Source organism: Bradyrhizobium sp. AZCC 2289 (assembly GCF_036924615.1).
Lineage (GTDB): Bacteria > Pseudomonadota > Alphaproteobacteria > Rhizobiales > Xanthobacteraceae > Bradyrhizobium.
This window is the reverse complement of the sequence record NZ_JAZHRY010000001.1, coordinates 1510068-1534355: the sequence shown is the minus strand read 5'-3', so window position 1 is coordinate 1534355 and position 24288 is coordinate 1510068. Positions and strand designations below refer to the sequence as shown.

At 57.9% G+C, this 24288-nt stretch carries 16 protein-coding genes; 8 read left to right on the top strand and 8 right to left on the bottom strand.

Annotated elements, in window-relative coordinates; translation table 11 throughout:
- Positions 1-41 precede the first annotated feature (41 nt).
- The 8 genes from V1289_RS07590 to V1289_RS07555 form a co-directional block, all read right to left on the bottom strand.
- Positions 42-746, bottom strand: a complete 705-nt coding sequence (locus tag V1289_RS07590) for a class I SAM-dependent methyltransferase (RefSeq protein ID WP_334396350.1) — start codon at positions 744-746, stop codon at positions 42-44.
- A gap of 17 nt (positions 747-763) precedes the next feature.
- Complete coding sequence (locus tag V1289_RS07585) at positions 764-1903, bottom strand: glycosyltransferase (RefSeq protein ID WP_334407335.1); 1140 nt, start codon at positions 1901-1903, stop codon at positions 764-766.
- Between the two features lie 107 nt (positions 1904-2010).
- Positions 2011-2376 carry a hypothetical protein gene (locus tag V1289_RS07580; RefSeq protein ID WP_334396349.1) on the bottom strand — a complete coding sequence of 122 codons (366 nt, stop codon included), beginning with the start codon at positions 2374-2376 and terminating at the stop codon, positions 2011-2013.
- A 6-nt stretch (positions 2377-2382) separates the two neighbouring features.
- Positions 2383-3270, bottom strand: a complete 888-nt coding sequence (locus V1289_RS07575; RefSeq protein ID WP_334396348.1) for a class I SAM-dependent methyltransferase — start codon at positions 3268-3270, stop codon at positions 2383-2385.
- A 185-nt stretch (positions 3271-3455) separates the two neighbouring features.
- Complete coding sequence (locus V1289_RS07570) at positions 3456-4091, bottom strand: glycoside hydrolase family 16 protein (RefSeq protein ID WP_334396347.1); 636 nt, start codon at positions 4089-4091, stop codon at positions 3456-3458.
- 323 nt (positions 4092-4414) lie between these two features.
- Positions 4415-5470 (bottom strand): glycosyltransferase family 2 protein, encoded by a 1056-nt coding sequence (locus V1289_RS07565; RefSeq protein ID WP_334407333.1) that lies wholly within the window; start codon positions 5468-5470, stop codon positions 4415-4417.
- A gap of 187 nt (positions 5471-5657) precedes the next feature.
- On the bottom strand, positions 5658-6638 hold the full coding sequence (locus tag V1289_RS07560; protein WP_334396346.1) for an NAD-dependent epimerase/dehydratase family protein: 981 nt from the start codon (positions 6636-6638) through the stop codon (positions 5658-5660).
- Positions 6638-7852 (bottom strand): glycosyltransferase family 4 protein, encoded by a 1215-nt coding sequence (locus V1289_RS07555; RefSeq protein WP_334396345.1) that lies wholly within the window; start codon positions 7850-7852, stop codon positions 6638-6640. The genes V1289_RS07560 and V1289_RS07555 overlap by 1 nt, the downstream gene beginning before the upstream one ends.
- Positions 7853-8543: 691 nt before the next feature.
- Here V1289_RS07555 and V1289_RS07550 point away from each other — a divergent pair.
- The 8 genes from V1289_RS07550 to V1289_RS07515 all read left to right on the top strand — a co-directional run bounded on the left by V1289_RS07550 (position 8544) and on the right by V1289_RS07515 (position 24223).
- Positions 8544-8939, top strand: coding sequence for a hypothetical protein (locus V1289_RS07550; RefSeq protein ID WP_334396344.1), 396 nt, complete (start codon positions 8544-8546; stop codon positions 8937-8939).
- Between the two features lie 1023 nt (positions 8940-9962).
- Positions 9963-10934: a UDP-glucuronic acid decarboxylase family protein gene (locus V1289_RS07545; protein ID WP_334396342.1), complete on the top strand. Its 972-nt coding sequence runs from the start codon at positions 9963-9965 to the stop codon at positions 10932-10934.
- Positions 10931-11914, top strand: a complete 984-nt coding sequence (galE, locus tag V1289_RS07540; RefSeq protein WP_334396341.1) for a UDP-glucose 4-epimerase GalE — start codon at positions 10931-10933, stop codon at positions 11912-11914. The genes V1289_RS07545 and galE overlap by 4 nt, the downstream gene beginning before the upstream one ends.
- A gap of 1 nt (position 11915) precedes the next feature.
- Positions 11916-13091: a glycosyltransferase family 2 protein gene (locus V1289_RS07535; protein WP_334396340.1), complete on the top strand. Its 1176-nt coding sequence runs from the start codon at positions 11916-11918 to the stop codon at positions 13089-13091.
- Entirely contained in the window at positions 13088-15337 is a 2250-nt protein-coding gene (locus tag V1289_RS07530) for a glycosyltransferase (RefSeq protein ID WP_334396339.1), read from the top strand. Before V1289_RS07535 ends, V1289_RS07530 begins: the two co-directional genes overlap by 4 nt.
- Positions 15334-16344: a glycosyltransferase family 2 protein gene (locus V1289_RS07525; protein ID WP_334396337.1), complete on the top strand. Its 1011-nt coding sequence runs from the start codon at positions 15334-15336 to the stop codon at positions 16342-16344. Before V1289_RS07530 ends, V1289_RS07525 begins: the two co-directional genes overlap by 4 nt.
- Entirely contained in the window at positions 16331-18199 is a 1869-nt protein-coding gene (locus tag V1289_RS07520) for an ABC transporter ATP-binding protein (protein WP_334396336.1), read from the top strand. The genes V1289_RS07525 and V1289_RS07520 overlap by 14 nt, the downstream gene beginning before the upstream one ends.
- Positions 18200-18637: 438 nt before the next feature.
- On the top strand, positions 18638-24223 hold the full coding sequence (locus tag V1289_RS07515) for an Ig-like domain-containing protein (RefSeq protein WP_334396334.1): 5586 nt from the start codon (positions 18638-18640) through the stop codon (positions 24221-24223).
- Positions 24224-24288: the final 65 nt, after the last annotated feature.

Here is a 24288-nt window from a genome sequence, read left to right as displayed (position 1 = left end):
TAGCAGAGGGGTTCCTGGCGCCGCTAGTCTTGCAGGAACGCCTAGTCCTTATGGAAGAAATAGAAATCGGCCCACGACGTGTGACTGGGTCTCGCCGGATCTTCCGGAAACGGATTGTCGATCTTTGACAGAAGCTTCCAGGTCGGAGCATTGTTCGCCATCCAGTCGGTGAAAACCCTGTGGCGGACGTGCTTGTCCGGCGACTCTCTGGCGGCATTGCTGCTATAGATGCAGATGAATTTTTCGGCAGCGGAAACGAGGCGCGTCATATACTCATCATAAACGGAGTCCTCAACGAGGTGATAAATCACGTCGAGTGACATCGCCAATTCGGCGCGGGCGGAGCTCGCTTCTGGGCTTGATGCCAGAATGAATCGCTTGGACGGATCGGCCTTGAACCTGCTGCGGCAAAGCTCGACCGCGCGAGCCGAAACGTCGACGCCCGTGTAGGCAGGATAGCGCGCCAGTTCGAGCTGCGCGCCGTCGCCGGAGCCAAATTCGATGACACTTTGCAGTCCGCGGTCTTCGACAAATTTGTTGAGGATCCGGGCTTTGAATTCCGCAAGGTGGCCGTACGAGCCGGCTCCGGAATTGCCTCCGAGTGAATAACGATCTTCCCAATATTGTGCAGAAGAGGAAGAAAACTGCAGTTTCTCTGTCCCCGGTACGATGGCCCGGTAGATGGACTTCGCGATCGGTCCTATGACCGGTAGTTGGCCGACGGTCTGTCGAAGATCTTCTGTCACGTATGTGTCCTTTGAGGTCAGCGCGGCAAGACAGCGGCATCGTACAGGATTTCGAGCTGCCTCGCGCGGTGAGTGAGATCAAATTCCTGCGCAACGTATCGGGAACCCTGTTCGGACATTTGTCGCAAGATTTTGTTCTCCTTGAGGAGGCTGATCAACTTTGTCGCCAATATTTCAATATCACCCTCCGCGAACCTGTATCCGGTTACACCTTCGCGAATGCCCTCCGCCGCTCCACCTCGAGCTGACGTTACGACGGGTACTCCACTGGCCTGGGCTTCCAGCAAGACGAGCCCGAATCCCTCGGCATCTCCGCTTTCCGCCGTAACGCTGGGGAGACAGAAGACGCGCGCAGCGTTGAGTTCCCGCTTTACGTAAGCACTTGATTGGGCTCCGCGGAAGTCCACATTAACGCCGCTTCTTTGTGCAAGCTGTTCAAGGCTGTGGCGCAGCGGCCCGTCGCCCACGACAATGAGGCGAGCGTCCGGAACGTCCTTTTGTACCGCGGACATTGCCTCGATCAGATACCGGCAGCCCTTTTTTTCGACAAGCCGGCCCACGAACAAAACGTGTGCCGGACGTTGTGCGATAGGAATGCTGCCCGGCGCGAACTTGCTGGTATCGATGCCGATGTAGTTGACGGTAATTTTCTCCCCAGGAATGCCGAACTCGATCGCGCGCTGACGAATTGCCTGGGAAACGGCAATGAAGCCGACGCGTGGTTGCTCCACCAACTTCAGCAGCCGCCTGGGATAGGTTCGCATGGTGGGGCCGCCTTTTCCGGCCTCCCACCAATCGCGGTAAGTGTTGATGTCATAGCCGTGCAGGGTTACGAGCATCGGCAAATTCAGCGCCCGGGCGAGCGGCCAAGCGTCGAGCGCATCGGGTCCAAAATGGGCGTGAACAAGGCAAGGGGCCTCGGCTTCCAGGCTGCGCTTGATGTGCGACGGAATGCTGCGAAGCAGCCGGTGTGCTTTCCACGACACTCTGCTCGAGAAAGCAGGACTCGCGGCTCCGACGATCCGAACATTCAGATCGTCCAACGGCAGCTCATTCAGCCGCTTGCGCCCGACGAGCACGGCTCGCCAATCCTCGAGGGCGAGGATCTGCTCCTTGATGAAGGTTTCGGAGACGGGCAGAAGCTCGTTCCGGTACACCAAGACGGTCTTTCTATTAATGGCCACGACTGCAATGCCTCAACAACCGGATTGACGGCAGTACGCGCGTCTCTTCATCAGCCGACCACTCGCCAGTGTTGCCAACGTCATGAAAACTGAACGACCTTCACACCCGCGATATCCATTCGCGCAGGAAAGTCCTTCGGATCGACTGGCGGACCGACCAGGCCGCCAACAGCTACGTCCATCAGCATATACCATGGGCCTGGGCCGACCAAATTCGGCATCGCGTGGTAGGGTCTGCCGTTAAAATAGCAGACGATCTGCGTCGCTCCGAGATAACAGCCGAAACGATTGAAGCGCGCGAAGATGTCGGCGTTCGGTTCGATCTCGCCGAGCTTGATGGGCGTGCCGGATTTTTCATGGCCTTTTATGAAAACCGACCTTCGGCGCGAATATTGAGCTTTTAGATCGCTGGACGTGCCCACAGGGCTGCCTGCCGCGACGTCCATCAGCGCTCAAAGTGTTTCTATCCAGAAGGAAAACCCCTCGGGCTTGCAACCCAATGGTTTGGTGATTGTTTCTATTTGAGCGCGAAGGCGTTCGTCCTGTCCTGCAAACCAATTCGGCAAGAGTATTTTGAACGGTTGTTGGGAGCACAACATCATTGCAGCCAAAATGTATTGCTCGGAATAAAGTCGTCTGTTCCAGCGTGGAGGATAATCCCAAGGAAGGAAGATATCATGGATTTGAACAATGATGCCCGGCTCAAGGCGCGGCAACAGTTCAAGAAAGAACACCGTTACATCCGAATTTGTAAACGTCCGGTGCGAACCATCGAAAAACAGGACGTCGCCCGCTTGCAATTGATCAAATAGAGAAAGGTCGCAATCTTCGACAGGTTGGCGAATTACGTTGTCGCACAGGCTGTCAACTGAACTTCTGGGGTTCGGGTCCAAAGAAGTGATCGTGGTTTTAAGCTTCCCATGATTAATGGCAAAGCGCGCAAACTTCGTCGAATTGCCGGAGCCAATCTCGAAGTAGCGCCTCGGCTTTCGGGAGACCAAAATTCCGATCAGGGCCACCGCGTCGAGGTCTCTAAACCAAACGTTCTGCCAGCCGGGCGTCGTGGATAGCTCGTCGCTAGTGAGCGGTATCTTAGAATAAATGTCCTCGCAGCCTGAGAATGTTTGAATTAGGTGGAAATAATCGGCTCGACCACGTTCAAGGACTTCTGCAAGTTTGGCGTGAGGGGGATTTCCGAAACCCCACCGTGGCTTCGGGTCGACAGGATAGTATTCATCAACGCCGTAGCCCCATTTCCAATCTGTCTCGGAATAAGGATGCAGGTCAAAACCAACTAACTTCGTAGCGGTCCGGACGGTCTTCTTGATCTGACTCAGCATGAAAGACCCTAATCTGAGACCGGAGGTTTCAAAGAAATACTGGACTTGAATTATGGCTTTTTGGTCGCGCTTTCTGCGGAACAGATATCGCGTAGTCGGCAGTCGCTATCGGAGCGGCAAGGAAATACGCAGCGGGTGGCCCGGACGAGGATTGAAAAGATCAGAACTTGTTGTTGGTCTGTTGCCTACCCATACTGTACGACCTTCACGCCGCGAATGTACATCGGTGCGGGAAAGATTGACGGATCGCTCGGTGCGGCAACCAAGCCGCCTACGGCTACATCCATCAGCATATACCACGGACCTGGACCGACCAAATTCGTCATCCCGCGGTAAGGCCTGTCGTTGAAGTACCAGACGATCTCAGTTTCCCCAAGATAGCAGCCGAAACGATTGAAGCGCGCAAAGATATCAGCGCCTGGCTCGAAGTCGGTCAACTCGACCGGTGCGCTCGAGGATTCTTGCCCCTTGTCGCTAACCCAGTGAAGATTGGTCGTCACGCGATCCTGCGGATGAGTGGGCGAGGAAATGAAGGCTTCGATGACGTCGATCTCCGGCGGCCACATGTCGCCGGCGCGCAGGAGCCACAGCGCGGGCCAGCTTCCAGCCATCTTCGAGAGCCTAACCTCAAACTCGACATAACATCCGGTTGTGATCCGGTTGAAGAGCGTTCGTGACGTGACGATCGCCGCGGTGTAGGTGACGGGCACCTCTTTCTGCCAACCGAGTGTGATTTTGCCGCCGCGGCCGTCCGAAAGCCCCTCCGGTATGTATTCGGCCTGAATGAACCGGCGTCCAGTCGATGGGTCGATGCCCCACACTTTGGCTTCCGGATTGAGAGCGGGATCGGCATAGTAGCCCAATTCCCGGTTGCCGACCTGCTGCCGCGTCTTTGCAAGCCGGCTTTGCCAGCAGGGGCTTCCGTTCGGACGAAACCCGCTGTCGCACGCGAAGTCCGGGGCAAGGAGATCATCCGAAAAGACGATTGAGCCGCCGGCCGGAAGTTCCGGGAGCTCGCGGCGCGGCACGGCCGTTTGCCCCTGCGCCTGAGCGCGCAGCAGGGCAGGGGAGGCCACCGCCAGCGCGGCTGTCGCAGCGCGACCGAGGAATTGTCTTCTTGTCGAAAACGCCATTGCACCTGTGACTATGGTTTGCGTGTGTCGGCCTCAAGGGATGTATGAAGCCGATGAAGCCACTGCCGAAATTCGAACAAACATGTGAGCATGGTTTGAAAGCCAAGGACTGCAACGCCGATCGGGAACGCAACAACAAGCGCCCCGTAGCACTTCTTCGAAAGCGCATATTGCGCGGCCGTTGCCATCTCGGTGCGCAGGGCCCGAATGCCGGGCCAATCCCGCCGCAGCCAGGCCGATCTCAACCAGCGAACGACATAAACCGCGCGCGTATCAGAGCGGAGAATGTACTTGGCGAAAAAGCTGCCGCGTCCGCGATCGTAAAATCGAAGCAGCGAAGGCACATCCGCCTCCACGCGACCATGGTCATGCTGCACGACAGGCCGCGGATCAAAACGGGCGTCAAAGCCGGCCCACAGTGCGGCCGTCACCGCATCTATGTCTTCGCAGGGGAAGAGGGTTCCAGCGCCCAGTTCCGGATCGATTCCGTCGATGGCTTCGAGCGCAGCGCGCCGAAACGCGATATTTGCACCCTGCAGCAAGCCGGCGTGCAGGAAGGAGCGCCTTGGAAACAGGTGAGGGGATTGACCTTCTTCGATGGTAATCCTGGCATGCTGCGGGTTGTAGAGCAGAATGCGCCCCCCGATCACGCCGACATCCGGATAGTCGGAGAACGCGGCAATCAGGGCGTCGACATAGTCTGGGGACGGATAGCAGTCATCGTCGGTAAAGGCGACGATCTTGCCGCGTGAGGCCTTCCAGCCGGTGTTTCGGGCGGCTCCTAATCCTATTCTCTCGCCAAAGATGTACCTCGCCATGGAATCATCGGCCAATTCGCTCTTTAAGACGGCTGCGGTGTTGTCGTTCGAGGCGTTGTCCACCCAGATGACCTCGTAGGCATGCTGAGAGCGCAAGGCTCTCAGCGCACCCAGCGTTCTCGGCAATCGGCTCGCACGATTGCGCGTGCAGATCACGATCGATACTTCGACTTCCCTGGTCGAGTCAGTATCCACATCAATATCCGCGCATGTCTCCAAGCCGGTTTCGCCGTGCCGTGAGTGCGGCATCGAAATTGGCTTGTCTGTCGGGCCGACGATCAGTCCGCGGCTCCGGCAATGAAATGAGTAGCGAACAGTTACGTAGCGACAAGGCGACGACACCAGGACCGTACGCGTACGGCAGATGGCGAACCAAACAGACCAGGCACGACGCCAGCCGTCTGAGAGCAGTGTGCGCTCTTCACCAGATCGCCTCCTAGGCGGCTAACCTGTTCCGGTGAACCTGTCGTTCGATCCATTCATAAGTCTTCTCGAGACCGGAGCGCAGCGTTGCTGACGGCTTCCATCCGAGCTTCTGTCCGATCAGCCGGTTGTCTGAATTTCTGCCGCGCACGCCGAGCGGTCCGGGAATGTGTTTCTTGATCACCCTCTTGCCGGCGATGTCGGAAACCAGATCGACGAGCTGGTTGATGGTCACCATCTCCTCCGATCCAACATTGACCGGACCTTCGAAGTCCGACCGCGTCAGACGGATCGTTCCCTCAAGGCATTCGTCGATATAGAGGAACGAGCGCGTTTGGGTACCGTCGCCCCAAATCTCGACCTGGCCATTGTTGGACGCCTGCGCCACCTTGCGGCACACCGCGGCAGGGGCCTTTTCTTTGCCGCCCTCCCAGGTCCCTTCGGGACCAAAGATATTGTGATAGCGCGCAACGCGATTCCGCATTCCGTAGTTGCGATTGTAGGCGAGATATAGCCTCTCCGAGAACAGCTTCTCCCAGCCATACTCGCTATCGGGCGCCGCCGGATATGCCGAGTCCTCCGCGCAATTCGGATTGTCGGGATCTTTCTGATTATGTTCCGGATACATGCAGGCCGACGACGAATAGAACAGTCCGCGCATGTTGCGCTTCTGGCAGACGTCGAGAATGTTGAGGTTGATCGTCGCCGAGTTGTGCATGACGTCGGCATCGTGTTCGCCGGTAAAGATGTAGCCGGCACCGCCCATGTCCGCGGCCAACTGGTAAACCTCGTCGAATCGCCGGTCGGCGATCTGACGGCAGAATTCCTGGTCACGAAGATCGCCGACGGCAAAATCATCGGCCTCGGTATCGGCGAAAGGCGGGAATTTCAAGTCGACGCCGCGTACCCAGAAGCCTTCCCGCTTGAGACGCTTGACCAAGTGACTGCCAATGAAACCACCCGCGCCGCAGACCAGCGCACTTTTCGTCACCATCAGATTTTCCTTTCCACAGTTTTTGCACCGATAGCGTAGTCGAATACTCTCTCGAATCGGTCCGTTACCTTTTTGATATCGTAGTTGTTCAGCGCAAACGACCGTGCTTTCGCGGCGGCATCCGCGCGCAAGGCGTCATCGCCGAGAAGCCGCAACGCGGCTTCGAGGAAGCCCGCCTGATCGACGGGATCGACGACCAGTCCTGCTCCGTTGCTGCGAACAAGCGCGGAGGCGAGGTTTTCCTTGGGGGCTGCGAGCAGCACCGGACGTCCCGCGCAAAAATAGGACTGAACCTTGGACGGAACGGAAAACATGCCCGCTTCGGGTTCGATCGTTGCAACGGCGACATCGGAGGTGGCGAGCACCATGGCAAGGTCGGCAAAGGGCTGCAGCGGCAGCAGGATGAGATTGTCGAGCCCCTGTTCGGCCCTGGCCTGCTCGAGGTGTGAAACGCCAACTCCCTGGCTGACGGTCACGACATTGGCGCGTCCCTTCACCGCCTTGGCAAGCCGGACCAGCAGTTCAGGATTGTGCTTCAGGCCAAGCGTGCCTGAATAGAGAAAGTTGAACGAGTTATGCAGCCCATGACGGCGGGCCCAGTCATTGTCTTTCGGACGGGGCTCGATGTCGTTGAGCGCGCCCCAATTCTCGATGACAAAAACGTTATCTTCCGAACCGGTCCATTGCCTTGCGAGCGGCGAGAATGAATCTGTGATCACCACCACGGCGTCGGAATTCTGGAACTGCCGCCGTTCCAGGAACCGGTAATAGGCACCGACCACGGCGCCGGGCGGCCCCAGTTTTTTGCGCAACAATTGCGACACGGCGATGCTGTAAAAGTCCTGCACCCAGAACACGAACGTCGATCCAATCTTGCGGCACGCCTCGACGATGGCCGACTGCGCCTCTGTCGGCGTATTTCCGGAGATGACGATGTCCGGCCTCTCCGAATGCAGCAATTGCGCGACGATCTTTCCGTAGGACACGTCATCGAATCGACGACGCACGAACGACGCCTTGTCATAAGGACGCGACAGCTTGACACCGGTAAAGGAGAGGCCGCGGGGGTCCGAAGAGCCTCTCTCGAGCTTGCCCTTTGGCCCGAGGTCACCGTGGAAATAGGCGTGGCTGACGCCATGTCCCCTCTGGGCAAGCTCACGGCTGAGATCGACCTGGAAAGGGTGTCCCGCATAATCGTGTACGAAGATCTTCAAAGCGCCCCGATCCTTGCAACGAGCAGATCGCCGTTATGAAAATGCCTGCAACAAGAAGTTGTAGGACATGTATCGGCGAATGGGATTTGTTTATCTTCGGTCGGCATCATCGTTCACTGTAGACTTTGCATCGAACCGCATCGATTTGAAATCTGCGGATTAGTACGTTTAGGAGGCATTCTGCTCGAATGTTAGACATCAGCGAATGTTCACTGATGTTGGTCCCTTCTATTCAACGAGTAAGAATTTCTTGTGTCCATGTGAATTCAAATTCGATGCCAATCGCCTTTCGCTCAGAGCACTCCCGCGTTGGAACAAAGATCATCGCAAAATGGTGCCGGCGATTTGCCTCAAAGCGGCCATAGGATTGGCGAACGTATGCAGAGGTCCGCGCATGTCGCTCGCTTGCGCTGCCGATTGTGCTGGCGCCAAATGACGGCAGAGCATGGACAGGACAATGAACCATTACCATATGAGGTTTCGAAGGCAGGAATCTGCAGCTGGCTCGGCGGTCGCCGGCGGCGCCACTTCCAGCAAAAAAGTGTCAGGTTCATGGCGGCCGGTTGAGCGTTGATCCGTCACCGGACTTACCAATAGCTATTGATGCTCATTTTAAAGAGGATGAGAGTTTCTGGTATTGACGGCGCGGCGTAAGCTGCCGCGGGAAGATAGAGTTCGAAATGGGGACGATATGTCATTTAAAGCTATTGTGGTTGCGCTAGCTGCACTACTGACGACAGGCTATTCCGCTTTCGCCGACCCGATGACGCTGGAGTTTTCCTGGCGTGGATCCAAGGGCTGCGTCACTCTCTTTCCAAATCCCGAGATTCGCCTTCGTAACATTCCTCGCGAAGGCAAATTCCTGTCACTTACGCTGATGCAAGGTCTTCGCGAGATGGGAGGGCAGGAACTGCCGATCCCGGAGGATGGCGTCTTGCCGTTTGGAACAATTCGAACGTTTGGTCCGTGCAACCCTGGCGTATATACGTGGACCGCACTTGTGAAATCAGCGACGGGAGAAATTCTCTCTGAGGCGCATCAAGCTCGCTTCTATCCCACCGATGACCTTGCGCCGGAAAAGCCATAACCGAACCTGCTCGACCAGCAATGCCCCACGAGCGATTTTGTTGCGTGCCCGAGCGCCTGAAATGCGGGAGGCTGCGGTCGCGCCGGTTCGGCCCCTCGGTCGTTGCTATGTGCTTGCCAACGTTCACATAGCATCCCGGCGTCACCGGTCCGTTCGAGCCCACGTTTAGTTACCTCGTCGATCGCGATCGGGGTAAGTTGCGGCCAACGATGCATCTTGACCGCGTGATTGTGAGCCCGGGCACAATGATCAACGACAAAACGATCAACGACAAAACGTCGTATTGGCTGCCTATCCTTCGTGCATCTGGAACTTCGTTTCTGTCTTGCGGAGTGCAGCCATGTCGCTCTCACCATCACATGATCAGCTCGCACCTTCCGTGATCAGCGCCGGCGAAAGTAACAGCCAGTCTGGACTGGTGGACCTCGCAGTCGCTATCGGATTTGGCTCGACGGTATCTTTCGCAATGATTGCTTGGCTTTGCATGCTTGCCTTAGCTCTGTGGGCAGGCTTGCGCTGGTTGATATCGTAATCGCTTGAGCCAGTTCCGTTGGAACCGCGGACGCCACGAAATGTGCCTGAAATCTAGTCATCAACTATTGATACAGCGCCGGGACGTTTCCGGGAGCGCCGCGATTTCTTCGCTGCCTTGCATGACAAATCCGCACGCAGATAGAGCGGGATGTGCGCCTTCGGCGTGACCGACATTGGAAATCTGGCGAGAATGTGCTTGCGGGCGTGCGCTAACTTGCGAGCGTCCGCCAAGAAAAAGCCACCGTAGCATAGGTTAAGGTTCCGTTGACGTGGTTACGCGGGACGATTCAAGACGCGTTACGTAATTGAAGACGTGGTCCCCGCCATTGCGCAGATACCATGACTAAGAATGGGGATGATATTTCCGTTTGATCCGAGGAGGCCATCATCAACGACGATGACTGCATGTCACGGCGTCTCGGTTCATGCCTTGGTTTTCGTCAAGAGTAGCTGCAGGCTGAATGCTGGAGACAGGGAGTTAAGTCATTGTTGGCCCGAAAGAAGCGAATTCTGGTAACGGGTGGTGCCGGTTTTTTGGGTTCGCACCTGTGCGAAAAACTGGTTGACGGAGGACATGAGGTCCTGTGCGTCGACAACTTCTACACGGGCGACAAGGAAAACCTGGCGGGATTGTTGGGTTCGCCCCGGTTCGAAATCATCCGACACGACATCACCTTCCCTCTCTATTTGGAAGTCGACGAGATATTTAACCTGGCGTGCCCCGCCAGTCCTATTCACTACCAGTACGACCCCGTTCAGACGACCAAGACGAGTGTGCATGGCTCCATCAACATGCTTGGATTGGCCAAGAGATTACGCGCAAAGATTCTGCAAGCGTCCACCTCCGAAGTTTACGGAGATGCCGAGATTCACCCGCAGGATGAAACATATTGGGGCAGGGTCAATCCAATCGGGCCGCGGTCCTGTTACGACGAAGGAAAGCGTTGCGCCGAAACATTGTTTTTCGACTATCGACGGCAGCACAATCTTTCTATCAAAGTCGCTCGCATTTTTAACACCTACGGCCCGCGATTGCGTCCTGATGATGGACGCGTCGTTTCAAATTTCATCGTGCAGGCGCTGACCAATCAGCCGATCACAATCTATGGTGACGGGCAGCAGACCCGCTCATTCTGCTATGTCGACGATGTGATTGATGGCCTTGTGAAGCTGATGGATACGAACGACGAGGTCGTCGGACCGGTCAATCTCGGAAATCCTTCAGAGGTTACAATGATGGGACTGGCCGAACTGGTGATCGAACTCACCGGGTCCAGATCTGCTATCGAATTCAAGCCCCTTCCACTTGATGATCCCAGACAACGCCAACCTAACATCAAGCTGGCCCGGGATAGGTTGGGATGGGGCCCATCGGTGCCGTTGCGGGACGGCCTAGTGGAGACGATCGCGTATTTTGAGAACTTCATAATCGCCGCCGACCGCGCAGGTGCGGCGGCATGACGAAAACGGTCCTTATTACTGGCGGTGCCGGTTATGTCGGATCTCACTGTGGTAAGGCGTTTGCGAGGGCCGGCTGGAACGTTGTGACTCTCGACAATCTCTCCCGGGGCAACCGCGACGCCGTACGATGGGGGCCCTTGATAGAGTGTGACATTCGCAATTCAGCCGAGGTTTGCGCCGCCCTGGAGAAATACGGGCCGGAGCTTGTCGTGCACTTTGCGGCATTTGCCTATGTCGGCGAGTCCGTCGCCGACCCCGCGGCTTACTACGGCAACAATACGGCGGGCACGCTTGCGCTTCTCGACTCGATGCGGACGGTGGGCTGCCATCGTCTGCTGTTTTCCAGCACCTGCTCAAGCTATGGAATACCACTTCGCCTGCCGATAGACGAAGCGCATCCGCAAACGCCGATAAATCCTTATGGCTGGTCCAAGATGATCATCGAGCGCATCCTGGAAGATTATGGCCGCGCATATGGACTGGCTTCCGCCTCACTGCGTTACTTCAATGCCGCAGGCTGCGATCCGGAGGGCGAAATCGGCGAACGCCACGAGCCGGAGACGCATGCGATCCCGCTCCTGATAGAATCCGCCCGCCGCGCCGACCGGCCGTTTACGATTTTTGGAACGGATTTTCCCACGCCGGATGGCAGTGCAATCAGGGATTATGTCCACGTCAACGATCTGGCACAGGCCCATCTGCTCGCGGGAGAAATGCTGGTTGCGAGAGGTGGCACGCATGTTTTCAATCTCGGGACCGGTATCGGCACCAGTGTCCTTGAGTTGATCGAAGCCGTGAAGAGGGTGGCCAAGAACGACCCGGTCGTCTGCCATGGCCTGCGCCGTCAAGGAGATCCGCCCGTACTCGTTGCCTCTTTCGCCAAAGCCGAGCTGGAGCTTGGTTGGAGACCGCGCCACTCCCAGATCGATTTCATCATCGAGACCGCGCTCAATTGGCGCGACAGCATGATCCCGCATTGATATGACCGAGGTCAGATCGATCCAAGGCATGTCACTGGGGAAAGGCGTCGCGCACGTTTCCGTGTCCTCGCTTGCGGATATCGCGGAAGCGCAGTTGCCGGAGGGTATGACTGTGTTTTGGCGCCGCGAACGGCCCATCGGTCACGTGCTCATGCATGACGGTTGGGTGACGGATTCCAAGGTAGAGCACATCGATGCCGAGTTTCTCTCGGCGGTTGATTCCCGGATGCAAGCGCCTGCCAAAACGGGGCTTTCGGCGAGCGTGGTAATCTGTACGCGCAACCGGCCGGATGAGCTCGGCATGTGCCTTTCCTCGCTGTCTCGGCAGAGCTATACGGCGCGGGAGATCATCGTTGTCGACAACGCTTCCCATGATCAGCGTACGCGAAATGTCGCGATGGCCGCAGGGGTCACCTACATTCGCGAGGATAGACCCGGACTTGACATCGCACGCAACGCCGGCGCGCTCCGGGCCACCAGCGACATTGTCGCCTATACCGATGATGACGTTTTGCTCCATCCCCGCTGGCTGGAGCAGCTCGTATCGGCATTCGATGAACCACAGATAGGTGCCGTAACGGGACTCGTCCTTCCAGCGGAACTCGCGACCGAGGCGCAGCGGCACTTCGAGACTTATTGGGGTTTTGGCCAGGGCTACGGCGAGCGGGATTTCGACAGTGCTCGCTTCAAATCGCATCGCGGAGGCGTCTTCCCTGCCTGGGACATTGGCGCCGGCGCAAGCATGGCCTTTCGCCGCGAGGTGTTTCAAAGCGTCGGACTGTTCGACGAAAGGCTCGATGTAGGGCAGGCGGGCTGCTCGGGAGATTCGGAATATTGGTATCGACTGCTGGCGAACGGGTATGCCTGTCGTTACGCCCCGGCGTCGGTTGCGTTCCATTTCCATAGAAGGACGATGGAAGGACTCGCCAGCCAGATCTATCATTACATGCGAGGCCACACGGCGGCTCTGCTGGTGCAGTACGAGAGAACAGGAATCGCGGCAAACCGGTCGCGCGCCTTTTTGTTCTTCCCGCAGTGGTATTGCTATCGGCTTCTCCGCAAGCTGCTCCGGCGCGACCGTATCGGCGGCCGCTTCCTAAAACAGGAGGTTGCCGGCTATCTTGCCGGGTTGCTCTTCTATTACCATCACGGGAAGGGCTGGAGGAATCGGAGATGATGTCCGATCCGCTGACGTCCGTCGTGATCCCGGCTCGCGATGCGCAACAAACCCTTGCGCAAACGCTTGAGAGCCTGCTCGCGCAAACCGATCCCGGATGGGAAGCTCTCGTGATCGACGATGGTTCAGTCGATGCAACGTCCGCAATCATTGTCGATTATGCAGCGCGGGACTCTCGCTTTGTTGCTCTCCAATCCCCCGCAAAGGGAGTTTCGACGGCCCGCAATGTCGGCATTTCCCGGGCCGTCGGTGAGCGGATATTGTTCCTGGATAGTGACGATTGGATCGATCCGCAGTTTCTTGCCAAGATGAATGCGGCCCTGAATGCCAATCATTCGGCGGTGGCTGCCTATTGCAATTATTGTCGCGTAATGCCGGATGCCGCAGAAACGCCTGGCGGCAGCGATCCACGGATCAAGACAAGTCCGTTCGAGGCCTTCGCGCGCAGCTGCGCCGCAGCGATCCATAGCGTGCTCGTAAAAAGAAGCGCCGTGATTGGAGTAGGCGGCTTCGATATCAACCTGGGCACATGCGAAGAATGGGATTTATGGCAGCGGATTGCGCGCGCCGGTGGAGACTGGGTTCATGTCAATGAGAAATTGAGTTTTTATCGGGTAAGCGACCACTCCCTGAGCCGAGATGTTCGGCAGATGCTTGCCGACGCGCATATCGTGATTACGCGGGGATTTTCCCGCGATGAGCGGCTCGACGAACCGTTATCGATACACCGAGCCGGCGCGTCGGCGACGTATGGCAGCGCATCGATGGCGTACGCCTATTTCGCATTATGGTGTGCCGGCCTTGAATGCGGTCGAGGGCAAATCGGTGATATCTCGCAGGAAGCTCTCGCTGGCATACCGCAAACGGAGGCCGCGGCCGATCTGATTGCCAATACTCTACTGGACTCGATCACGGTGGGTGCCCGAACAACCCCCAACAGGCTGGCGGAGCGCTGGCATGATTACGGGAAGGGGGCAACTGATGTAATCGCGGCAATCGGACAGGCATGGAATGCCCCGATGGCCGCCCGAAAGGTTCAATATCGATTTGAACGGATGGTACTCGACTATGACGATCTTTCAGCTCCGCGTGCTCTCTCGCTAACGTTGGGCTTGCGTGTTGACCTGAATTGTCTTCCTACGCTCGGGCCCGACGATAACATCGATCGGCTATATGTGTATCTCTGTGATGGTCCGAATATCCTGGCCTTACTGGACATCGGTATTCTTGGCCAGGTCGACCGTGATTTCTGGCTGAAGCTGATCGACGAACATCTCCACCATTTGCCTATCGAAGAGAAGGTTGCAAAGCCGGTTCGAGAAGCGACCAAGGGGCTCAACCCGAGATCACGCATTCGGAGCTTCTTGCGAAACGATCGTACTCATTGCAACCGGCTACGCTTGTTGCAGACCAGGATGTCCCGTCAGGCCACGTCGCTGGCCGTTCCAGGCTCAACCGCATCCAACAGTGGCCTTGGTCGAAGAGCTGGAAAGGCGCATGACATCGCACGAACCGCAAGCAGCCCTGCCGGATCCGAAATGCGGTTGCTCGTTCCTGTCTTGATGTATCGCCGAATCGCCATTGATGGACCAAGCGGTCTCTCTCGCTACCACCTGTCTCCGGATGCGTTTGGCGAACAGATGGCGTGGCTGCGCCGCCATGAGTATCACACAATCGATTCGGAACAACTCGCTTGGTTTATCGCAAACAATCATCCGTTCGTCGGCCGTCCCGTGCTGATCACTTTTGACGACGGCTACGACGAGTTTGCCAGGTATGCGTGGCCGGTTTTGCTGGCGAGTGATTTTTCGGCAGAGGTGTTCATCGCCACGGATCTCGTGGGCAAGAGCGCGGAATGGGATGCATCGCCTGGAGATCCTGCCCCGCTGATGGATGCGGGCAAAATTGCCGCGCTCGCCTCCGAGGGCGTATCCTTTGGAAGTCATTTGGCGAGCCGCCCCCGCAGTGACGAACTTGCGACCCGGAATCTCGCCGAAGAGTTGATGCGGTCGCACGAACAGCTGGAGAAATGGGTTGGGCGATCGGTAACGTCGTTTGCGGCGCCGTTCGGCTGCACCGATCAGCGGCTTAGGATTCTCGCCGCGGAGTGCGGATACAAAACCGGGTTCGGTGCGGTCGGCGAGGCCGCAAGCCTGGGAGGTGATCCGCTGAACCTGCCCAGAATAGAGGTGCGAGGCGATTGCAGACTTGATGAGTTCGTTAGCTGCATGGAGGCGTATCTATGACGGATATGTGCCTGGTGAGCGTGGTTATTCCTGCACACAACGCGTCGTCAACAATCGATGAAACGCTCCGGAGCGTCAGATCGCAGTCGCATGAGCAACTCGAGATTATCGTTGTCGATGACGGCTCGAGCGACAACACCGTTGCTATCGTCCAGCAACATGCCGCGCAGGATTCTCGTATCAAGATCATCGGGCAAGACAATGCGGGAGTGGCAGCAGCCCGAAATCGCGGGTGGCAAAGCGCCAGTGCAAATTTCATCGCGTTCATCGACGCGGATGACCTTTGGGGATCCACCAACATTGAACGCCAGCTTCAGACCCTGATCGCGGGAGGGGAAAGGACAGGCCTCGTCTACAGCTGGTTTACGGTCATTGACGCAGCGAGCCGCGCGCTTGCCAAGGCAGCCCCATGTTTTCACACCGGCGACGTCCTGGACGAGCTCTTGGCGGGGAATTTCGTCGGTAATGGCAGCAGCGTGATGGTCCGCCGGGAAGCGTTGCTTGTTGCCAGGGGCTTCAATAGCCAACTGCGCGCGGCAGGCGCTCAGGGATGCGAAGACCTGCTCTTCTATTGCCGCGTGGCGGAAACATATGACTTTGCCGTTGTGCCCGAATATCTCATTGGTTACCGCTATCTGCCGAACAATATGTCGAGCAACATGCCGCGCATGCTTCGGTCGTGGATGCTGGTCGCAGACGAGATGGCCGCTCGCCATCCCGACCGGACACGCAGGTTAAAGCATGGATTTCAGAACTACAGCGTCTGGCTGATGCGAAAGGCGCTGACTGGCCGCAAGTTTGGCCATTTCAGAACCTGCTTGGAGCTCGTGCTGCGTCGGGATCCGTTGTTGGCGATGAAAATCCTGGCGTTCAAGCTGCCACTCGATATTCTGGTGGTAATACGCTGGCGGCTCGAAGCACGGCTGAGGCGGTGGCGCCGCGGATTTCGGGAGCCAAGTGCGTGTTTCAGCATCGGCGAGCCGAAGCGCGTAATTGGGCAACAATGATCGCATGCCTATGCTAACGCCGGGAGCTGCTCGACGCGCCGCCTTCGCTGATCTGCTGCGGCTGCTCAGGATTACGCCGTTGCCCCGCTGGGCGACGCCATTGCTCATCGTGCTAGGCTTGCTCTCTTCACTGGCCGAGACTGTGGGAATTACACTCGTCCTTCTCTTCTTCTATTTTGCAATGGGCCAGGTAGAACTGGCGACCACCACCAGCGGCCTGCTCGGCGATGCCTTGCGGCATACTGCCGGCTGGTTCCATAACTCTGCGGAAACCGCCGGGGTGATCTTTCTCCTCATTGTGGCACGGGGAGCGCTTGCATTTTCCTATGCGCTTCTGAGTGCGCGGATCGGCGAGCAGATCAGCGAGGTTGCGCGCAACCGTATCCACCTGCAGTATCTCACGGCTTCCTATTCCTTCATTCAGCGTCACGAACAGGCGCAGCTTATGGAAGTATTGGGAACGGAGTCATGGTTGATTTCGGGGGCCTATAGCAGCGTCACCCGCATCATCATCAGCGCGTGTTCCATCCTGCTCTTTACCGCGTTCCTCTTTGCGCTGTCCTGGCGGATTACTGTTATAGCGGTCATCGCTTCGATACTCATTTCAGCCGGGCTTCGCCAGCTGTCGAGCCCGATGCGGCTGCTCGGCAGCAGGGTCAAGAACGTCCATCAGTCGTTGGGCGAGCACATGCTGATGACCATCGAAGGTATGCGCACGATCCGTGCCTATGGCCAGGAGGAGGCGCATCAAGGCCGCTTTGAACATGCTTCGGCAGAGGCTCGTCGCATCGCGCTTGGCCTTACGCGCCTGTCTGCCTTGATCGGTCCGCTGACCGAAGTGGGGTATCTCCTGATATTGTGCCTGATTATCGCCGCTATGGGTTTTTGGGGCACCAGCTTTGCCACCACCCTCACCGCCGTAGCGCTGCTTTATCGTTTGCAACCGCATGTTCGCGAGCTGGAGAGCAGCTTGCTGTACATGGCGCAATTGGAGCCTCAGTTGCGCTCGGTCCGGCTTATGCTGTCGGCGGAGAACAAGGACTATCCGAAGCCCGGGCACTGTCCCGTCACGGCGCTGAGTGATGGGATATCGTTCGAGCGCGTGAGCTTTTGTTATGAGTCAACCTCGGAGCCCGTTCTTGATGAGGTCTCCTTTGCTATTCCCGCAGGCAAGACGACTGCGCTGGTTGGCGCGAGCGGCGCAGGCAAAACGACAATCGTCAACTTGCTGCTTCGGCTCTATCATCCTGCCGCAGGCGTGATCCGCATTGATGGTCGCCCGATGGAGGACATCAGGCGATCAGATTGGCTGGGTTTGCTCGCGATCGCCGGCCAGGATGTCGATCTGATCGAAGGAACAGTGATCGATAATATTCGCATGGCAAAGCCCAATGCGACGCAGGAAGAAGTCATCGAAGCGCTCCGTGTCGCCGGCATTTCAAACCTCGTCGAGGGCTTGCCCGACAAATACGATACTTGGGTAGGACAGCAGGGATTGCGCTTTTCCGGTGGGCAACGTCAGCGTCTGGGTCTGGCACGCGCCATCTTGCGAAATCCGCAGTTCCTGATCCTCGACGAGGCGATGAGCGCGCTTGATCGGAATCTGGAGCGCGCCGTTAGACAAGCCATCAATCAACGATTGGCGGATCGAACCGTCCTGCTTATCACCCATCGTCTTGAAACCGTGATCGATTCAGATCACGTCATCTATATCGAGGCGGGAAGGGTAAGGCTCGAAGGACCGCCAACCGAGTTGCTCAAGGATTCCACAAATAGCTTTTCCAGGGCCTTGAGAGTTTCCGGGACGTCCTCAGATAGCGTGATCACGCGATCCCACGGCACGTACGGTGGCTAGCGTTGACAACGCGCGCGGCCAATTGCCCCACAGACAGCGATCTGCTCAAGCGCCTGACTTGGCCTCGAGTGTGATCGCATTGGAACCCGATCACGACGCGCGCTTCATGCAAGGTTCCGAGCGGGGAACTGTCGTTTCTAGATGGCGCCGCAAGATTTCGCGACTTCAGGAGTTCCGTGGCGCCGCTTCCGTAGTTTTATGTGCTCATCCGTAGTCTTGCGGGCTTTTCGATTTCGAGCATCAACGAGTCGTTCGTGTTTTGCGTGATTGTGCCTGCGGCGCTGCATGATTCCGATCGTGCATTGCCGCTTTCGTTTGAGAAGAGGCGCAGAGCCAACCAGTCGGGCTTACCTCCTGCGTAATGTTGTCGGAAATTCATTAACTGACTTTTGAAAGTCATCGCGGATGGTCGCCGCGCGAAGGAGCGCGGAATTCATCATGGCGACTGCACCGATTTATGCCAGCGTAATCACGGGAACTTCTGGAACTGACATTCTGTTTGGCGGAACCGGCAACGATCTTCTAACAGGAGGAGGTGGCAGCGACGTCTTCGTCGTCTCCAAGGGCTACGGTTCCGACACCATCAGCGACTTTCAGGCCGGAGCCGGCGGCGATGTACTGCGGGTACAAAATTATGGCTTTGCGACGTTTGCGAGCTTTCTTGCCGCCACCCAACAGGTGGGTTCCGATACTGTCGTGACGCTTTCCAGCAGTGAAACCGTCACGCTTCAGAACATCAACCTCTCATATCTGACCGCCGCGAACGTTGTCCTTGATAATCCGCTTCCGGCAAGCGGCTCGCCCAATACCGCAGCGGTCACCGTTCCGGCCGGCGGCACGCTCACGACTGGCGCCACGAACGACTCGCTGCAGGCGTTGGGTGACGGGGTCACCTTGATCGGCGGTGCGGGCGATGACACCTATTTCATGTACAATCACAACACCAAGGTCGTCGAACTGGCGGGCCAGGGCATCGATACCATCTACGACGGGATGGTCGACGGATACAGCCTGTTCAATGCGCCCAATGTTGAAAACCTAATACTGGCAGGTAGCAGTTATAACGCTCCTGCGACCGGCAACGATCTCGATAACATCATCGTCGGCAACGCTGGCAATAACATGATCGATGGCGGCCGTGGCAACGACGTGCTCACCGGCGGCGGCGGCATCGATACCTTCGTCGTTGCCGCGGGCAATGGAAACGACATCATCACCGATTTCCAAACCGGAGTCGGCGGCGACATCCTGCAGCTCAACAACGCCGGCTTCAAGACACTGGCCGATGTCACCGCCGCGATGAAACAGGTCGGCACCGATGTCGTTCTCACGATTGCAAGCGGAGAAACCATCACCCTCGAAAATACCAGTATTCAGAATTTTACCTCGGCAAACGTCAACATTGTCACTCCTCCTGCGGGGCTGATCCAGACCTTCAACCACGATTTCAACGCACTCTCCGCGGGCCAGGATCCGAGTTTGACCTGGCGCACCAGCTATGCCTGGAGCGGAGCAGCCAGTTACTCGCTAGGCAACGAGCAAGAGGTCTACGTTGATCCCAGCTTTTCCGGGCTGCCCGGAACACAGGCCTCACAGCCGCTCGGACTGAATCCGTTCTCGGTACAGAATGGCCAGCTGATCATCACGGCGCAGCCGATTCCCGCGAGCGATGCCCCCTATGTGGGCAATCATCAGTTCTCGTCGGGCATGATCTCGACGCAGAACAGCTTCGTCCAGACCTACGGCTATTTTCAGATGACGGCCACGCTGCCCGGCACCACCGGGGCGTGGCCAGCTTTCTGGATGCTGCCGATCAACCCGCACGGGCTGAACACGGAACTCGATGTGCTTGAAGGGTTGGGGCAGCATCCTGACCAGGCGCATTTTGGTTTCCTTTCCTCGACGACTCCCAATCAGGGATATTGGGCCAACACCGCTAACCTCACGGCTGGCGAGCACACATTCGCGGTCGAATGGACGCCCTACGCCTTGACCTATTTCGTGGACGGCGCCGAGATAGGGCAGGTCGCCACTCCGTCCGACATGAACACCGCGATGTACATGATCGCCAACCTCGCCATGGGCGGGAGTTGGGCGGGCACTGCCGACCCGGCGGCGACGGCGACGATGACCATCGATTCGATCACGGCGTACCAATTGCCGCAGTACACCCTTGCGCACTACACGCTGCTCACCAGCGGAGCCGCGACCAACACAATCGCCGGGACTGCGAACGCCGATACCCTGACCGGAACTAGCGGCAACGACCTGCTCGGCGGAGCAGGTGGTGCCGATACGATGAGCGGCGGAGCCGGCGACGACACCTATATCGTTACCGACTCGAACGCGAAGGTTGTCGAGAGCTACGGCGGCGGCGTCGATACGGTGATCGCTTCAGTGAGCTACAAGCTCCCTGACTACGTCGAGAATTTAACCCTCACGGGCAGCGCAGCCACTAACGCCACCGGCAATTCCGAAGCCAACATCATCATTGGCAACTCCGCGGCAAACATCATCACCGGTGGTCTCGGCAACGACATCCTGACCGGCGGCGGCGGCGCGGACACCTTTGTGATCAACTCCGGTGACGGCTCGGACATCATCACCGACTTTTCTCCGGGATCAGGTGCGGGGCACGACATCGTCCAGCTGAACGGCTTTGCCTTTACCTCGTTCGGCGACATCCAGGCAGCCATGAGCCAGGTCGGCAACGACGTATACCTGGCGCTGACGAGCCAGGACACCCTGGTGTTCCGCAACACGACGGTCTCGGCCTTTACCAGCGATGATTTCCAGCTCCCCGCAACCCTTCCGGTCGGCGGCACGATCACATCCTGGATCAGCGGAAGCACGAGCAGCCACACCGTCTACGGCACGGCGGCGAACGATAAAATCACGGCGGTAAACAGCGATGACACGCTCGTCGGATGGACGGGCGACGATACCTACGTCATCGGCAATTCAAATCAGAAAATAGTCGAGAATCCGGGTGGCGGCATCGACAGCGTCGAGGCCTGGGCCTCCTATACGCTTCCGGCCAACGTCGAAAACCTGACCCTGATGATGGGTGGGTTGACCGGTGTCGGCAACCGTTTGGCGAACCGGATTGTCGGCTCGAGCGGCGCTGATATTCTCAATGGCGGCGGCGGAAATGACTGGATCTTCGGCGGCGCGGGCAACGACACGTTCATTTACGCGCCAGGAAGCGGCAACGTTACGATTGCGGATTTCCACGTTCTTACGAGCGCGACTTCCGAGCACGACAAGCTGATACTGAAGGGTTACGACGCCTCAGCCTATCTGACCAGCGTGAACGATGTGTGGACCGTTCACTATGCGGGGGGAACGGATACCCTGCATCTTGCCGGCGTGACACAGCTGTCCTCTTCGGATTACTCGTTCGTCACTGCAACGAACGCGTCGATGAGCATGACGGCACTGACGGTGCCGACGATCTCGTTCGCTGCCGGAACCAGTCTGACCGGGGCCGGCCTCACCAACGTCAACCATCTGACCCTGACCGGCCAGGCGCAGGCAGGCGTCACCGTGACTGTATTCGACGGGTCATCCCAGATCGGAACAGCGATCGCGGACAACAATGGAGCCTGGAGCTTCGCCACCGCCACGCTGATTGACGGCAGCCACACGTTTGCGGCGCTGGCGTCCGATGGTGGTGGCCATCAAAGCGCGGTCTCGGCCGGGCTGAACGTCGGCATCGACACGGTAGCCCCTGGTGCGCCGACCGTGGCGTCGTTCTCGCCTGACAGTAATGTCATCGGCGACGGCATCACCAGCGCCAATCAAGTGACGCTGACCGGCGCGGCAGAGGCGGGCAGCACTGTGCTCGTGTTTGACGGCGCTGCGCAAATCGGAACGACCATTGCCGATGCCAATGGCGCCTGGTCCTTGGCGACGGGAACACTGGCTGACGGCAGCCATGCCTTCACCAGCAAAGCCGTGGACGCCGCTAAAAATGCCAGCGTCGCCTCGTCCGCATTGAACGTAACCGTGGATACGGTTGCGCCCAATGCGCCCAACCTTGTCTCCGATACGGTCCTCTCCGCGAACACCATGGTCATCTCTGGAACGGCAGAGGCGGGAAGCGCTGTCAAACTGTATGAAGGGGCCACTTTGCTGGGCACGGGCACGGCGGCGTCCAGCGGAGCCTGGAGTATCAATGTAGGCTCGCTTGCCGCAGGTCCGCATCATTTAGCTGCAACCGCAATGGACGCGGCCGGTAATACAAGCCAGTTGTCAAGTGTCCTGGCTGCGGTGGTCGGCACGGTGATCGAGGGGGCTGGCACAACGACGCTCACCGAGGTTGGCAGCAACTTCTATCTGTCCAATGCGAGCGTCGCCGTCCTGCTGAAATACGCGGGCACGGCCTTTGTGGCGGGGCAATTCGGCGCATGGGCGCCGCTTGGCGCGGAGGTGACTTCCGGCGGCTACGAGGTGGCCTGGAAGAATACGTCCACCGGCCTGTACACGGTTTGGAACACCGATAGCAGCGGCAACTTCGTCTCCAACCTGCTCAGCAACGTATCCGGAACGAGTACATCTCTTGAATCGATTGAGACCGTCTTCCATCAGGATCTCAATCGAGACGGCGTAATCGGTATTCCCCAAACGACGATCGAGGCATCCGGCTCGACCAGTCTGGTTCAGATCGGCAGCAACTACTTCCTAAATCCGGTTGCCGGCGGGACTGGGGTCACATTGAAATACGGCGGCACGGACTTCGTGGCGGGGCAACTCGGCGCATGGGTGCCGATTGGTGCCGAAGCCACGTCGAACGGCTATGAGGTTGCCTGGAAGAATACGTCCACCGGCCTGTACACGGTGTGGGATACCGATAGCACCGGCAACTTCGTCTCCAACCTGCTCAGCAACGTACCTGGAACGAATACGTCTCTTGAATCAATGGAGACCTTTTTCCATCAGGATCTCAATCGGGACGGCATAATCGGTCTTCTCACAACGACGATTGAGACATCCGGCTGGACCAGTCTGTCTCAAGCTGGCAACAACTACCTCCTCGGAGCCGATGAGCTTACGCTGAAATATGGTGGCGTGACCTATGTGGCGGGACAGTTTAGCGGCTGGGTCCCGATTGGCGCGGAGGCGACGTCCGGCGGCTACGACGTAGCCTGGAAGAATACGTCTACCGGCCTGTACACGGTGTGGAGCGCTGATAGCAACGGCAACTTCATATCGAACCTGCTGTCCAACGTATCCGGGACCAGCACGTCGCTCGAATCGATTGAGACCACCTTCCATCAGGATCTCAACGGCGATGGCGTAATCAATACTCCATCGACCGTTCTCGAAATCTCCGGAAAGGTCGTATTGAACTTGAGCAACATGACGCAAGCGGCCACGATCGACCCCGGCGCCACCCTCGAATTGTCCAATGCCGCTTCCGGGTCGATCACCTTCAAGGCCTCGACCGGCAACCTGGTGCTCGACCACGCGTCGCAATTCACTGGGACGCTCATCGGTCTAACCGGCGACGGTACGACATCCAACTCCAACCAGATCGATCTGAAGGATATCGCCTACGGATCGGGAACGTCGATGTCCTTTTCCGGCAACACATCCGGCGGCGTGTTGACCGTGGTCGATGCCCAAAATCATGCGGCACACCTTTCGCTTCTCGGAGACTACACCCACTCGACGTTTAATCTGTCCAACGATGGAAGCGGCGGCACGCTGGTGATTGATCCGCCCAAGGAGAGATTCGATTTTGCGCCCGTCGCGGCGCAGCAACCGGCACCGGCCGCGCAACCCGTTGCGCTCGCGCGTTTGGGAGGTGATGGCTTTGTCTTTGGCCATACCGACGCCTCTGGAGGCCCGGATAGCCTCGCCATCGAAACCATCAATGACGCAGGGGCCAAATGGATGTCGATGGCGGATAGCCTCCGATCAGCGTTCGATGCTGGCAGCTATCATCTGGAACTAACTCACACCGCGACGCCGGCAGATGTCCACTTCGCGGAGTTCCACAATTTCATGCTTCACCAGTAGCGCTCGGATGCCGCGGCACCGAGCGGTCCGGACCGGTAGAGCAAGCCGGCGCCGTCCGATCGCCG